This window comes from Halobellus sp. GM3, assembly GCF_052545375.1.
In genome coordinates this window covers 36957-50196 of sequence record NZ_JBQWLT010000001.1, presented here as the reverse complement: position 1 = coordinate 50196, position 13240 = coordinate 36957, and the positions used below count along the sequence as shown (strand labels likewise).

Below are 13240 nucleotides of genomic sequence, written 5' to 3'. Positions count from 1 at the left end.
ACACATTTCCGCGTTCGCCCCCACAATCCCGACGATGAACACGCTTCTGTGGGTGCTCGTCGGCCTCGCGGCGTACTCGGCCGCCGCGCTGTATCTCTCACAGCGCGGGCTCTTGCCCTCCTCGGTCCGCATTCAGGGCCCCTTCACGACCGTGCACACGAAACGGGGGCGGGACCTCATAAACTGGCTCGCGACGCCGAAGCGCTTCTGGCGCGCGTGGACCAACCTCGGCGTCGGCGTCACGCTCGTCATTATGACGGGGATGTTCCTCTTCTTAGTGGTCCAGGGCGTCGCGATCGTACAGAACCCACCGGCGCCCTCGTCGGTGAATCAGCCGCAGAACTTCCTCGTTATCCCCGGCGTCAACGACTTTCTCCCCCTCTCGGTCGCGCCGGAGATCGTCTTCGGCCTGCTCGTCGGCCTCGTCGTCCACGAGGGGGGCCACGGCATCCTCTGTCGGGTCGAGGGGATCGACATCGAGTCGATGGGCGTCTTCCTCTTCACCGTGATCCCGCTGGGCGCGTTCGTCCAGCCGGACGAGGAGAGCCAGCGGGGGGTGAGCCGGGGCGGCCGGACCCGGATGTTCGCCGCGGGCGTGACGAACAACTTCTTCGTGACGGTCCTCGCGTTCGCGCTGCTCTTCGGCCCCGTGATCGGAAGCATCGCTGTCGCCCCGGGAATGGCCGTCCAAGGGGCGTACGACGGCTCGCCCGCGGCGACGGCGGGGATCGCACAGGGCGACCGGATCACCGCCGTCGAGGGCGTCCCCGTCGGCAACGAGACGGCGCTCGAATCGGCGCTCCTCGACTCCGACAAGCGGACGGTCTCGGTCGAGCTCGACGGCGGCGAGAGCGCCGCAGACAGGGAGTCGCGGGCGGTGGACGTCGAGCGGTCGCTCGTCGTCGCTGGGTCGGTCGAGGGGAACCCCGCGAACGTCAGCGTCGCGGACGGCGAGCGGATCACCGTCACGCGCGTGAACGGAACAGCGGTGCACACGAGGGCCGGATTCGCCGATGCCGTCGGCGAGGACCGGTTCGCCGAACTCGAGACTGACCGCGGAACGGTCACGGTACCGATCGGCGCGTACCTCACGCAGGTATCGCCCGACGGCCCGCTGGCGCAGTCGGGTGCGCCGACCGATCCGGGCGTGATCGTAACGGCCGTCGCCGGTGAGCGCGTCGTCTCCTCGGCTGACCTCACTCGAGCGCTCGATGCGACCGATCCCGACGAGACGGTGACCGTCGAGCTGTATCACGGCGGCTCGATCGAGACCCACGAGGTCACGCTCGGGGAGAATCCGCAGGACGGCAGCGGCTTCCTCGGCGTCAACATCTTCCCGGGCACGAGCGGGCTGCTCCTGACCGACTTCGGCGTGGAGTCGTACCCCGCCGGAACGTACCTCGAACTGCTCGGCGGCGACGGCGGTCCCGACGCGGCCGGCCTCTCCGGGGCGATCGCCGACTCGCCGCTGGCGACCGTCTACGTCTCGCTGGTGCTGCCGCTCGCCTCGCTGGTGCTCGGCATCCCGAACTTCCCCGGGTTCACCACGACGGTGTTCAACTTCTACAGCGTCGGCGGCCCGCTCGGCGGGCTCGGAACGGGCGTGTTCCTCCTCGCGAACGTCTCCTTCTGGATGGCGTGGATCAACCTCCAGCTGGGGATCTTCAACTGCATCCCCGGCTATCCGCTCGACGGCGGCCGGATCCTCCGAACGAGCGTCGAAGCGGTCGTCTCGCGGCTTCCCGTCTCCGACCGCAACCGCGTCGTCACCACCATCACCACCAGCATCGGGGTGACGATGCTGCTGTCGCTTCTGGTCCTCGTGTTCGGACCGACCCTCCTCGGCGGGTGAGGTCGGTCGGCGCGTTCGCGGGCGTCTCGTCACCTGTTTCCCACAGACCGAGAACGACTCGCAACGCCCATACGGGTGGCGCCCAAACGCGGGCGTATGCCAGAGGCCCCACCGACTGACGAGGGCTGGTTCGTGCTGCACGACTTCCGCACCGTCGACTGGGACGCGTGGCGTGACGCCCCCGATCGCGAGCGCGAGCGCGCCGTGGAGGAGGGGACGGCGTACCTCGAACGCCACGAGGCCGTCGCCGACGCCGACGAGGGCGCATCCGCGGTCTTCTCCGTGATCGGACACAAGGCCGATCTGCTCGTCGTCCACTTCCGACCCACGCTCGATGACCTCTCGCGAGCCGAGCGCGCCTTCGAGCGAACCGCGCTCGCCGGCTTCACCGAACAGCCCACCTCGTACGTCTCGGTCACCGAGATCTCGGGGTACTCGACGCCCGAGTACTTCGAGGACCCCGAGTCGGCCGACGAGGGGCTCCGCCGCTATATGGAGGGGAAGCTGGCGCCCGAGATCCCCGACGACGAGTACGTCTCCTTCTACCCGATGTCGAAGCGGCGGGGCGAAGAGCACAACTGGTATGACCTCTCCTTCGAGGAGCGAGCCGATATGATGGCGACGCACGCCGAGACCGGGAAGGAGTACGCCGGCAAGATCAAGCAGGTGATCGCCTCCTCGGTCGGTTTCGACGACTACGAGTGGGGCGTCACGCTCTTTTCGGACGATCCGACGCACATCAAGGACATCGTCTACGACATGCGCTTCGACGAGGTCTCCTCGAAGTACGGCGAGTTCGGCACCTTCTACGTCGGCCGCCGCTTCCCGCCGTCGGACCTCGGTGCGTACCTTCGTGGCGACGCCGTTCCGACGAGCGAGCACGAGGAGGGCGGGAGTCACGCGCACGCGCACGGCGACGGCGCACACGGCGATAGCGCGCACGGGGATTCCGCCCACAGCGGGTCGGGCGGACACGGCGGCGCGCACGGCGGCGGAAGCGCACACGGCGACTCACCACACGGCTCGGAAGCCGGCGGAAGTGACGGCGACGGAGACGGCGACGGCGACATCCGCGAGGAACTCGCCGACCTGAACATCTACGCCGGACAGCCCCACGGCGAGGACGTGTACGCGACGGTTCTCTACTCGGAGGCCGACACCGACGAGCTCTTCGAGGAGGTCACCGGCCTCCGCGGGAACTTCGACCACTACGGCACGCACGTGAAGACCGCGGTCTACGAGGCTCGCGGGCGCCCCCGCAGCGCCGTCGTGAGTATCTGGGAGACGCAGTCTGCGGCGGAGACGGCCGCGGGCTTCCTCTCTGAGCTCCCCGATATCGTCTCCCGAGCGGGCGAGGAGTCCGGGTTCGGGACGATGGGGATGTTCTACACCGTCAAGCCCGAACACCACGATGACTTCGTCGACACGTTCGGGACCGTCGGCGAGCTCCTCGAGGGAATGGACGGCCACCAAGAGACCGACCTGCTGATGAACCTCGAAGACGAGAACGATATGTTCATCTCCAGTCAGTGGGACGCCCGCGAGGACGCGATGGCGTTCTTCCGTTCGGACGACTTCCGCGAGACCGTCGAGTGGGGCCGCGACGTCCTGGCCGACCGACCGCGACACGTCTTCTTGGCGTAGGTCGCCGCAACCGCGCGGTTTTCACCGCTCGTGCATCGATTGCGACTGCAACGTCAGACGCGCCGCCGTCGAACGGTTTCGAAGCGAAACAGGGGGGTTGCGATCGGTCATCCGACGCGGAGCGCACCTAGCGTTCGCGCGCGACCGACGGCTCTCGAGTCGCCTCAGGCGCCGCCTCCGAGAGCACGAACTCCGTTTCGACGAGCGCCTCGAGTCGCGTCTCGAACTCCGCGTGATCTATCTCCCCGTCGGCGTATCGCTCACGCAGTCGGACGATAGCTCGTTCTTCATCGACGTCTGCGGCCCTGTTCGCGTGAGTCGTCGCGTTCGGCGCACTCGATTCGACGAGCGGCTCACCGCTGAGCCGCCGAACGCCGTACAGGACGGCGTACCAGAGGACCATCGTCATCGGAGCCACGGCGAGAAAGGACATCACCGGATTGGCGGCCGTGAAAAGCGACATAACGGCGATCCACGAGCCGACGACCAGACCGAGCAGGGGCGGGCTTTCGACGACGGCTGAGACGTACGCGGAGAGACGGGAACCGAGTCGGTGGAGGGCAGTCATACATCCGAATCTGTCGGCCGATAGAAAATTATTTTCGGTCGGGTGACCGCCGCTGGCGCCCGTACGCGACCGCGCCGGCCACGCCGGTCAGGAGCGTCAGCGTGTCCCACGGGGACGGATCGGCGCCGCGCCCGTGGGCGTCGCGTCGGACCCAGATCGTCAGCGCGACGTGCGCCGCGGCCGTGACGACGAGGAACGCCGTTCGACGGGCGTTCGAGACCCGAAGCACGTCAGTCCGACGACGCCGAGTTCCGCGGTCCGGTCGTCGCGCGCTTGTCGATCCCCGCCGCGCGGATGTCCGCGCCGCCGACAGAGGATCGGAGCTCGTCCATCCCGTCGTCGCGGTCGACGCCGAAATTATCGGCGTAGAGAGACGCGACCCGGTCCATCTCCTCCCCGGAGAGTTTCGGGACGTCGGAGGCGGCCGCCCACTCGGTGATGTCCGCCTTCGTGTGGAACGTCGGCGTGACCGAGGCGACCTCGTCGTGGCTGAGCAGGTAGGCGATGGCGGCCTGTCCCATCGTGCGCTCGCCCTCGCGCTCTAAGAACCGAAGCGCTTCGACCTTCTCCCAGCCCGTCTCGTACCACGCGTCGGGGCGGAAGCCGCGGTGGTCGTCGAGGTCGTGACCCGTCTCCGGCGTCACCTGCTCGTTCAGCAGCCCCGAGGAGTGCGGCACGCGCGGGATGAGGCTGGTCGAGGAGCCGGTCCGCTCGATGGTGTCGAGGAAGTGGTTGCCGACCTCCTGCTCGAAGAGGTTCCAGACCAGTTGGACGGCGTCGAACTCCTCCTCGATGGCCGCATCGCCCTCGGCGAGCCAACCGATCGAGGGGCCGAGCGCCCAGCCGACCGCGCGGACGAGCCCCTCCTCGCGGAGTTCGTCCAGCGCTTCGAGGACGTCGGCGTCGACCTCGTCGGCGTTCGCGTTGTGCAGTTGGAGGACGTCGACGTACTCCATTCCGAGCCGATCGAGGCTCTTTTCGGTCGCCGAGCGGACCCACTCGCCGGTCATCTCCTTCGGGAGTTCGCCGTGGCCCGCCTGCGGGTGATTGTAGAAGTCGTAGCCGACCTTCGTGGCGACGGTCACCTCCTCGCGGACGCCCGCGAGCGCCTCGCCGAGCAGTTCCTCGCTCGCGCCGTGGCCGTACACGTCGCCCGTGTCGAAGTAGGTGATTCCCTCGTCGACGGCGTGTCGAAGGAGCTCGATCGAGTCCTCGCGCGTCCGGTCGCCCCACCAGTCGGTGCCGACGACCCACGCGCCGAAGCCGACCTCGCTCACTTCGACGTCCGAGTTGCCGAGTGTCCGATGGTTCATACCGGATCGTTGGAGCGTCGTTTTATTGATACTGTCGACTCGGGCGGCGGGGAGCAGTCGACGCTCGACCACGACGCAGCAGCGCAGTCTGCGGCCGGACATTTATATACCGGGACGGGGCCAGCACCCCCGTGACGTAGGAGCCACCCCGCGTCGGTCTGCGGTTGCCCGGCACGTCGACGCGGGAGGCGACGAGTTCGGAGACTCGTCGCGAGCGGGTGCCGGCTGTCAGCCACACGTATCCAGTTCGTACGCAGACTCAGTCTCGTTCGTACGCGAACACGCCGTCGGGATCGTAGCGCCCGCGGATCTCTCGGAGCCGCGCTGCGTGTCCCGCGTACACCTCGTCGGCGTCGGACTCGCGTCCGCCCGCGAAGTTCGGGAGCGCTCCCGGTCCCGCCGTCGAACCGAGTCCCCGGAGCCGCCGGCACGTCTCGCGGACCCACTGGACGTTCGCTGAGGTCGACGCCGGATCGTCCCAGGCGGCCTCGACGTTCGCCACGACCGCGGCGTCGCGGCCGACGAGCGGCCCCGCCGAGTCGGAAACGCGCTCGACAGCGCCGTGCATCGGCCAGATCACGACCGTCGAGAGTTCGGAGGGAGCGCACTCGGCCGCGTCTCGAAGCATCGCAATGGCGTCGTCCGAGAGATCAGCGAGGGGAACCGACTTCCAGTAGTATCGGCGCCCGGCGGGGAAGTCCTCGTCCATCATCGACTGGAGGTCGACGTAGGGCATCGTCTCGACCGTCTCCGCGAACGCGGACGGCCGGCCGAGAAGCGGGTCGAATTCGCTGCGAGCGGCGTCGGGGTCACCGGTGTAGACGCCCGAGAGGACGAGCGCGGGATCGCCGCGGCGTTGCCCCGGAAACGCCGGCGCGTCCCCCGAGCCGCCGGCAGCGTCGATGCGCTCCGGCACGCGCGCGAAGTACGGCGAGACGCAGGACTCGGCGGGAGCGTCACGCTGGTACGCGCGGTACTCGCCGAGTGCGTCGACCGCGCGGTCCAGCGGCAGCCACGACTCGAAGTAGACCACGTCGTGATCGAGCGGATGGAGATCGAACTCGAACGCCGTGACGACGCCGACGGTTCCGCCGCCGCGAGCGGCCCAGAACAGGTCCTCGTTGTGCTCTCGGCTCGCGGTCACGCGCTCTCCCCGACCGGTGACGACGTCGATCGAACGGAGGTTGTCGGACGCGAAGCCGTGTTTCGGGGAGAGATAGCCCGTCCCACCGCCGAGCGTTAGCCCCGCGACGCCGGTGTCGGAGACCACGCCGCCCGGGGTCGCCAGACCGAACGACTGCGTGGCGCGGTCGACCGTCCCCCACGTCGCACCCGGACCGACTCGGGCGGTGCGCTCGTCGGGGGCGACGCGCACCCACGCCATCCGCGAACAGTCGACGACGAGGCCGGCGGAGACGACCGACGCGCCCGACACGCTGTGGCCGCCGCTTCTGACGGCGACAGCGAGGTCGCGTTCGCCCGCGAACGAGACCGCGGCGAGCACGTCGTCGACGGATTCACAATACGCGATGGCCGCCGGGTACTCGTTGATCATCCCGTTCCAGACGCGGCGCGCCTCGGGGTAGCGCTCGTCCGTCGGTGTCACGATCGAACCGGCGAGTCGCTCTGCGAGTACGTCGAGGGGCAGCGCCGCCGCGACCGCGCGGGCACGTCGGTTCGCGGCCATCGCTCACTCCGAAAGCAACGCGGCCATCCGATCGAGGTAGTCGTCGTAGACGCCGAGCGCGGATTCGATCGGCTCAGACGAGGCCATGTCGACGCCAGCCGTTTCGAGCACCTCGATCGGGTACGCCGAACCGCCGAGCGAGAGCGCCTCGCGGTACGCCGCGGCCGCGTCTTCGCCGTCGTCGAGAATCCGTTCGACGATCGCGACGGCCGCGGAGATTCCGGTCGCGTACTGGTATACGTAGTAGTTGTAGTAGAAATGCGGAATCCGCATCCACTCGCGGTCGATCCGGTCGTCGAGCGCCGCCGGTTCGTAGAACTCTGATTTCAGCTCGCGGTAGTGTTCGTCGAATCGGTCGGGGGTGAGCGCGCCGTCGTCCTCCGCGATCTCGTGGATCCGTAGCTCGAAGTCCGCGAACATCGTCTGCCGGTAGAGCGTCGATCGGAAGCGCTCGAGGTACTCATCGAGCACGTGCATCCGTAGCTCGTCATCCTCGACGGTGTCGAGGAGGTGCTGCGTCAGCAGCGTCTCGTTGACCGTCGAGGCCACCTCGGCGACGAAGATCGTGTAATCCGCGTACTGCCACGGCTGGGCCTCCTTCGCGAGTTCGGAGTGCAGCGAGTGGCCGAGCTCGTGCGCCAGCGTGAACATCGAGGCAATGTCGTCCTGGTAGTTCATCAGGATGAACGGTTGGGTGTCGTAGGTCCCCGAAGAGAACGCGCCCGAGCGCTTCCCGCGGTTCTCGTAGACGTCGACCCATCGGGAGTCCAGCCCCGACCGGACCCGGTCTTGGTACTCCCCGCCGAGCGGTTCGAGGGCGTCGACGATGTACTCGGTCGCCCGCTCGTAGGGGATATCCGGCCCCTCGTCGCCGGTGATCGACATATACAGATCCCACATTCGGAGGTCGTCGACGCCGAGCGCCTCGCGCTTCAACTCGGCGTGTCTGTGGAGGCTGTCGAGGTTCCCCCTGACCGTCTCGACGAGCGTGTCGTACACCCCGACCGGCACGTTGGGGCCGTCGAGAGCCGCCTCGCGCGCCGTCTCGTAGTCCCGCGCGCGGGCGTACTTCACGTCCTTTTTCACGCTGTGTTTCAGCGACGTGCCGACGGCGTTGCGGACGTCCGCCCACTCGTCGTAGAACGCCTCGTAGACGTCGCGTCGGAACGCGCGATCGGGGTGCTTCTGGAGTTTCGTGAAGTTGCCCTGCGTGATCTCCACCGACTCGCCGTCGGGGCGCTCGACGGTCGGGAACGTCATATCGGCGTTCGAGAGCATCCCGTAGATGTCCGACGAGGCGCCCGCGACTTCACCGAGTTCGGCGAGCAGTTCCTCGATCTCAGCGGACCGAGTGTGCGGTTTCACCCGCAGGACGTCGTCGAAGTAGTGCTCGTACTCGGCCAGTTCCGGCTCCGCCTCGACGAACGACGCGATGTCGTCCTCGTCGAGTCGCTGGAGCTCCGGTTCGAGAAAGCTCACCGCCGAGGACGCCGAGGAGGCGAGCGACTCCGCTTTCGCCTTCAGCGCTTGGTATTCTTGGTTCCGCGTGTCCTCTGCGCTTTTGAGGCTCGCGTAACTGCTCACCTTCGACACCTCGCGGTGGATCGTCTCGCGGAGTTCCAAGAGCTCCAAGAGCGTCTCGGGGCTCTCGGTCGCGCGGCCCTCGTACTCTCGGAGGTCCTCGACGCGTGAGCTCACGGACTCGTAGGCCGCCTCCCAGTCGTCATCGGTCTCGTAGATGCTCGTCAGATCCCACCGGTGCTCGCGGGCGATTTCGCTCCGCTCGGGAACCGAACTCATACGTGGAGAAACGTCGGCGGCGGCGTAAGGCTTACTCACTTCCGGTCGCGTTCTCCGGCCGGTCGTGAGCGCGACGCGCGGTTAGCCCGAGGTGTCGCGGAGCGACGAGGCGATGTCGCGCAGCGACTGGTTTGGCCGGGCCGGGACGTCGTAGACGAGTCGGTCGCCGGGTTCGCGGAGGCCATAGCAGAAGCCGGGGTCGAGCTCGTCGAGCACGACAGCGTCGTCCGGACCGCGCCCGTGTTCGTCACACCACTCGAGGAGACGGTTCTCACCCTCCCGGGGCTCGCGGACAAGCCGTTCGTTGTCGTAGGCGCCGCGAAGCAGCAGTCCGGTGGCGTCGGAAACGACACGTGCGTGCGTCGCCTCGCCGTCGAGCAACAATCTGACGACGTCGTCCGCCTCGAGTTCGGCGTCGTCGGGGAGGCGGAGACACGGTCGCCTCGTGGCCCCGCTACGGGCGAGCGACGCCCGGAGGTTCCCCACCGAGGGGTGATCGCTCGGAACGCGCTCGGACACGGTCGCTTACTCGTCGTCGCCGTCGGCTTCGTCGTCAGTCGCTCCGTCCTCGTCGGCGGCCTCGTCCTCGTCGCCGGCGAGGGCGTCGGCGATCGTCCCACCGTCGACGACCGCGGCGTTGACCTGTGCGGTCTCGTCGGAGACCTGCCGACCGCGGACAGTGATCCGCTTTCGCTCGCCGTCGCGGGAGGGGTTGTACCCGACGCCGCCCTCCAGCAGGAGCTCTTTCAGGTTCGATCCGGCGACGTCGGCGCGCATCGGGCGGCCGGCCTCGTCGGAGCCGCCGGTGAGTTCCAGGGTGTACCCGTCGAGTCCGACGGCGCCGCCGTCGACCTCGTCGCCGATGTCTCGACCCAGGAATCGGTTCGCGTCCTGTCCGTCGACCTCGAACTGCTCTGTGTGTCCGGTCTCGTCGGAGACGACGACCTTGAATTCAGCCATAGAGGTGAGGAGACGGCCGCCGATAAAAAGTACGTCGAAAGCGACTCCCGCCTCTCGCGGTGTGTGCGGCTACTCGGGGGCGGACCCCTCCTCCCAGCGGAACCGCCCGTTCCGCTGGACGACCTCGCCGTCGACCTCGAGGCGCGACTCCTCGCTCATATCGGTGATCAGGTCGACGTGAACCGCAGAGTCGTTGCCCGGCTCGCCCGCCGGGAGACAGGCCTCGTACGCGCGCCCGAGCGCGAGATGCACCGTATCGCCCATCTTCTCGTCGAAGAGGATGTTGTCGGTCACGCGGTCGATACCGCGGTTCATCCCGATCCCGAGTTCTCCGAGCCGGCGCGCGCCCCCGTCGGTATCGAGGATATCGGCGATGGCCTCCGCGCCGGCCGCGGCGTCGAAATCGACGACCTCGCCGCCCTCGAATCGGAGTGTTACGTCGCGGACACGCGCCCCGGAGATAGTCATCGGAACGTCGAACCTGACGACGCCCTCCGGGTCGTACGGCGCCGTGAACACCTCGCCCGAGGGGAGGTTGTGCGAGTCGTAGGCGACCGAGGCGGCCGAGTTGACCGCCGTGCGCCCCTCGATTGACATCGTCAGGTCGGTGTCGGCGGAGACGAGTCGGACCTCGCTGCCGTCGTCGAGGATCCGCTTCAGCCGCGCCATCTCACCGGCGAGGGCCTCCCAGTCGCGGAGGATCGCGTCGTAGACGAACTCCCGGTACGCCTCGAACGACATCCCCGCCTGCTGGGCGAGCGAGCGGGTCGGGTGGACCGTCGACACCCAGTCGGTCGCGAGTCGGGCCTCGCGGACGGGGCGGTTCGCCCGCGCCGCGGCCTGCCGGGTCTCGCCGTCGACGTCGGCCGTCGCGAAGGTGTTGCGGCCCCCGCCGAGAAACAGCACCGCGTCGGCGCGCTCGTAGAGTGCGAGTTCGGGGTCGGCGACGTCGAAGTCGCCGGGGTGCGCGCGCAGATACGCCCGAGAGACCTCGTCGGACGCGTACGTGGTGACGACGTTCGCGCCGCGTTCGCCGAGCGCCGCCGCGACGGCGACAGCGAGATCGTGAGCGCCCTCTGCGACGCTGACGACAACGTCGTCGCCCGACTCGATCCGGGCGCTCCAGTCGACCAGCACGTCCGCGTGCTCGCGGATCCGTTCGTCCATACGCGCTCCTCGCGCCGCGAGTGAAAAACGCTTATCGCTCGACGGGGTGATCCGACCTGACCTTGTCGCGTTTACCAGCCCAGAGAGCCCGCGGCCGCGTCTGCGACCGTTCGTACGGAGAAACCACAATCACTACCTCCCCCCATAGCCGAATCAGCCGTATGCAACTGGGCGTCATCGGACTCGGCCGGATGGGACAGATCGTCGTCGACCGCGTGCTCGATGCGGGCCACGAGGTCGTGGCGTTCGATCTCGACGCGGGAGCGGTCGCGACGGCGGCCGACGCGGGCGCGACGCCAGCCGAAGGCCTCGCCGATCTGACCGACCGTCTCGGCGCGGAGAAGCGGGTCTGGCTGATGGTGCCCGCGGGCGAGGCCGTCGACGCGACGCTCTCGGAACTGGACCCCCACCTCAGCGGTGACGACGTCGTCGTCGACGGCGGTAACTCCCACTTCGAGGCCTCCGTCCGGCGAGCGGAGTCGACCGACGCCGCCTACCTCGACTGCGGGACCTCCGGTGGCCCCGCGGGCGCGGAACTCGGCTTCTCGCTGATGATCGGCGGGCCCGAGTGGGCCTACGAGGCGATGACACCCGTCTTCGATGCCGTCGCGACCGGGCCCGCTGGGCACGACCGGATGGGGCCGAGCGGGTCGGGCCACTACGTGAAGATGGTCCACAACGGCGTGGAGTACGCGCTGATGCAGGCCTACGGGGAGGGCTTCGAACTCCTCGCGAACGGCCGCTACGACCTCGATCTGGAGGCGGTCTCGCGCACGTGGAACAACGGCGCAGTCATCCGCTCGTGGCTGCTCGAACTCTGCGAGGAGGCGTTCCGCGAGGAGGGCACCGACCTCGGCGACGTCGCCGACCACGTCGCGGGCGGCTCGACCGGCACGTGGACGGTGCAGGAGGCGCTCGAACAGGAGGTCCCGGTGCCGCTCATCTATCAGGCGCTCGCCGAGCGCTTCGACAGTCGCGCCGACGACGGGCGGTTCGCCCGCCGGCTGGCGAACCGCCTGCGATACGGCTTCGGCCGCCACGAGGTACAGCGGCGCGAGGAGTGATACTGATTGTTCTCACTGTGTACCGGTGAGCGCCCACCCCGTTGACAGCGCTCACCGGGTGTAGACGAGAATAATCAGTATGAGACGGCCGGGGGTGCGACCGCAGCGAGGGCGATGTAAGCACCGCAGGCCGGAGGCCGAGGAGTGCACCGAGGTCATCGAGTCGACAGCGGGAGCTTCCGAGTGCTTCTCGGCTATTCTCCCAGCTCTCACGCGAGTTTCGCACCCGCATCGCCGCGGTAATCACAATTTCCTTAACCCCCGACTCCGTAGCCGCCGATATGGTCGAAATAAACTTCGTGGGGCTGGGTCTCGGGGTGACCCTCACGCTCCTCGCGGTGTCGCTACACTACGCCCGCGGCACCGGATGGGCGCCCACGGCGGATATCACCCAAGAGGTGCTCGAACAACGGGCGAGCACCGTCTCGGAGACGGACTTCCCCGAACCGATGAACCGATCCATCGGCGGCGGCGGTGTCGCACCCGCGGGAGCGGTCGCTGGCGGCGAGGACGGCGCCGAACTCGAAGAGAGCGAGGACAGCGAGGGAGAAAGCCCCGCCGATATCCCCGAAGACGAGGTCGAGTACTTCGAGGTCGAATTCGCAAAGCAGGGCGAGACCATCGAGATCGCGAACAACAAGACCGTTCTCGAATCCGGCGAAGACGAGGGCTGGGATCTCCCGTACGCCTGCCGCGAAGGGCAGTGTGTCTCCTGTGCGGGTCAGATCACCTCCGGCGGTAACTCCGAGGACTACGTCGTCCACGACAACCAACAGATGCTCGACGACGGCGAACTCGACGAGGGGTACACGCTCACCTGCGTCGCCTACCCCCGCGCGGACTTCACGATCGAGACGGGCGAAGCACCCTGAGACGGTCGGTTTTTCCTCCCCTACAGTGCTCGTTCACAACGGTTAAAGCGACGGATAGTCTATCCGTTTTCGAGGGCCCGTAGCTCAGTGGACAGAGTTCCTGGTTCCGGACCAGGATGTCGCGGGTTCAAATCCCGTCGGGTCCGCTGATTCTGTTCGGAGCGAAGCGAAGAATGAATCAGCGACAGCCGCGGGATTTGAATCAGGGAGCGAGTGGAGCGAGCGACCGGGGTTCAAATCCCGTCGGGTCCGTTCGGCCTTCGCTTCGCTCGGCCTCACTCCCCCGACGACCTCCCGCTCGCTTCGCTCGCGG

At 67.9% G+C, this 13240-nt stretch carries 12 protein-coding genes and 1 tRNA gene; 5 read left to right on the top strand and 8 right to left on the bottom strand.

Translation table 11 applies throughout. The annotated features are described in order from the left end of the window. The first annotated feature begins 34 nt into the window (after positions 1-34). Both ACT3HL_RS00240 and ACT3HL_RS00235 read left to right on the top strand, forming a co-directional pair. Positions 35-1852 carry a site-2 protease family protein gene (locus ACT3HL_RS00240; RefSeq protein WP_445084804.1) on the top strand — a complete coding sequence of 606 codons (1818 nt, stop codon included), beginning with the start codon at positions 35-37 and terminating at the stop codon, positions 1850-1852. Positions 1853-1948: 96 nt separating this feature from the next. Further along, the gene (locus ACT3HL_RS00235) at positions 1949-3496 is read left to right on the top strand and encodes a heme-binding protein (RefSeq protein WP_445084803.1); all 1548 of its coding nucleotides are present in this window, start codon (positions 1949-1951) and stop codon (positions 3494-3496) included. Positions 3497-3623: 127 nt separating this feature from the next. On the opposite strand, the gene ACT3HL_RS00230 is transcribed toward ACT3HL_RS00235, so the two are convergent. From ACT3HL_RS00230 to ACT3HL_RS00195, 8 genes are all read right to left on the bottom strand, one after another. Next, positions 3624-4064 carry a DUF1707 domain-containing protein gene (locus tag ACT3HL_RS00230; RefSeq protein WP_445084802.1) on the bottom strand — a complete coding sequence of 147 codons (441 nt, stop codon included), beginning with the start codon at positions 4062-4064 and terminating at the stop codon, positions 3624-3626. 28 nt (positions 4065-4092) lie between these two features. Continuing rightward, the gene (locus ACT3HL_RS00225) at positions 4093-4293 is read right to left on the bottom strand and encodes a hypothetical protein (RefSeq protein ID WP_445084801.1); all 201 of its coding nucleotides are present in this window, start codon (positions 4291-4293) and stop codon (positions 4093-4095) included. A 1-nt stretch (position 4294) separates the two neighbouring features. Continuing rightward, positions 4295-5377 (bottom strand): aldo/keto reductase, encoded by a 1083-nt coding sequence (locus tag ACT3HL_RS00220; protein WP_445084800.1) that lies wholly within the window; start codon positions 5375-5377, stop codon positions 4295-4297. A 259-nt stretch (positions 5378-5636) separates the two neighbouring features. After that, positions 5637-7064, bottom strand: coding sequence for an FAD-binding protein (locus ACT3HL_RS00215; protein ID WP_445084799.1), 1428 nt, complete (start codon positions 7062-7064; stop codon positions 5637-5639). A gap of 3 nt (positions 7065-7067) precedes the next feature. Next, complete coding sequence (gene pepF / locus ACT3HL_RS00210) at positions 7068-8864, bottom strand: oligoendopeptidase F (protein ID WP_445084798.1); 1797 nt, start codon at positions 8862-8864, stop codon at positions 7068-7070. 81 nt (positions 8865-8945) lie between these two features. Further along, entirely contained in the window at positions 8946-9383 is a 438-nt protein-coding gene (locus tag ACT3HL_RS00205; protein WP_445084797.1) for a DUF7112 family protein, read from the bottom strand. 6 nt (positions 9384-9389) lie between these two features. Next, a complete protein-coding gene (locus ACT3HL_RS00200; protein ID WP_445084796.1) occupies positions 9390-9824 on the bottom strand; it encodes a 30S ribosomal protein S6e in 435 nt (144 codons plus the stop codon). 69 nt (positions 9825-9893) lie between these two features. Then, complete coding sequence (locus ACT3HL_RS00195) at positions 9894-10991, bottom strand: aminopeptidase (RefSeq protein WP_445084795.1); 1098 nt, start codon at positions 10989-10991, stop codon at positions 9894-9896. 161 nt (positions 10992-11152) lie between these two features. Here ACT3HL_RS00195 and gnd point away from each other — a divergent pair, with 161 nt between their 5' ends. From gnd to ACT3HL_RS00180, 3 genes are all read left to right on the top strand, one after another. Further along, positions 11153-12055 carry a phosphogluconate dehydrogenase (NAD(+)-dependent, decarboxylating) gene (gene gnd / locus ACT3HL_RS00190; protein ID WP_445084794.1) on the top strand — a complete coding sequence of 301 codons (903 nt, stop codon included), beginning with the start codon at positions 11153-11155 and terminating at the stop codon, positions 12053-12055. A gap of 281 nt (positions 12056-12336) precedes the next feature. After that, entirely contained in the window at positions 12337-12927 is a 591-nt protein-coding gene (locus ACT3HL_RS00185) for a 2Fe-2S iron-sulfur cluster-binding protein (RefSeq protein ID WP_445084793.1), read from the top strand. A gap of 73 nt (positions 12928-13000) precedes the next feature. Next, positions 13001-13073, top strand: a tRNA-Arg gene (locus tag ACT3HL_RS00180). Positions 13074-13240 lie beyond the last annotated feature (167 nt).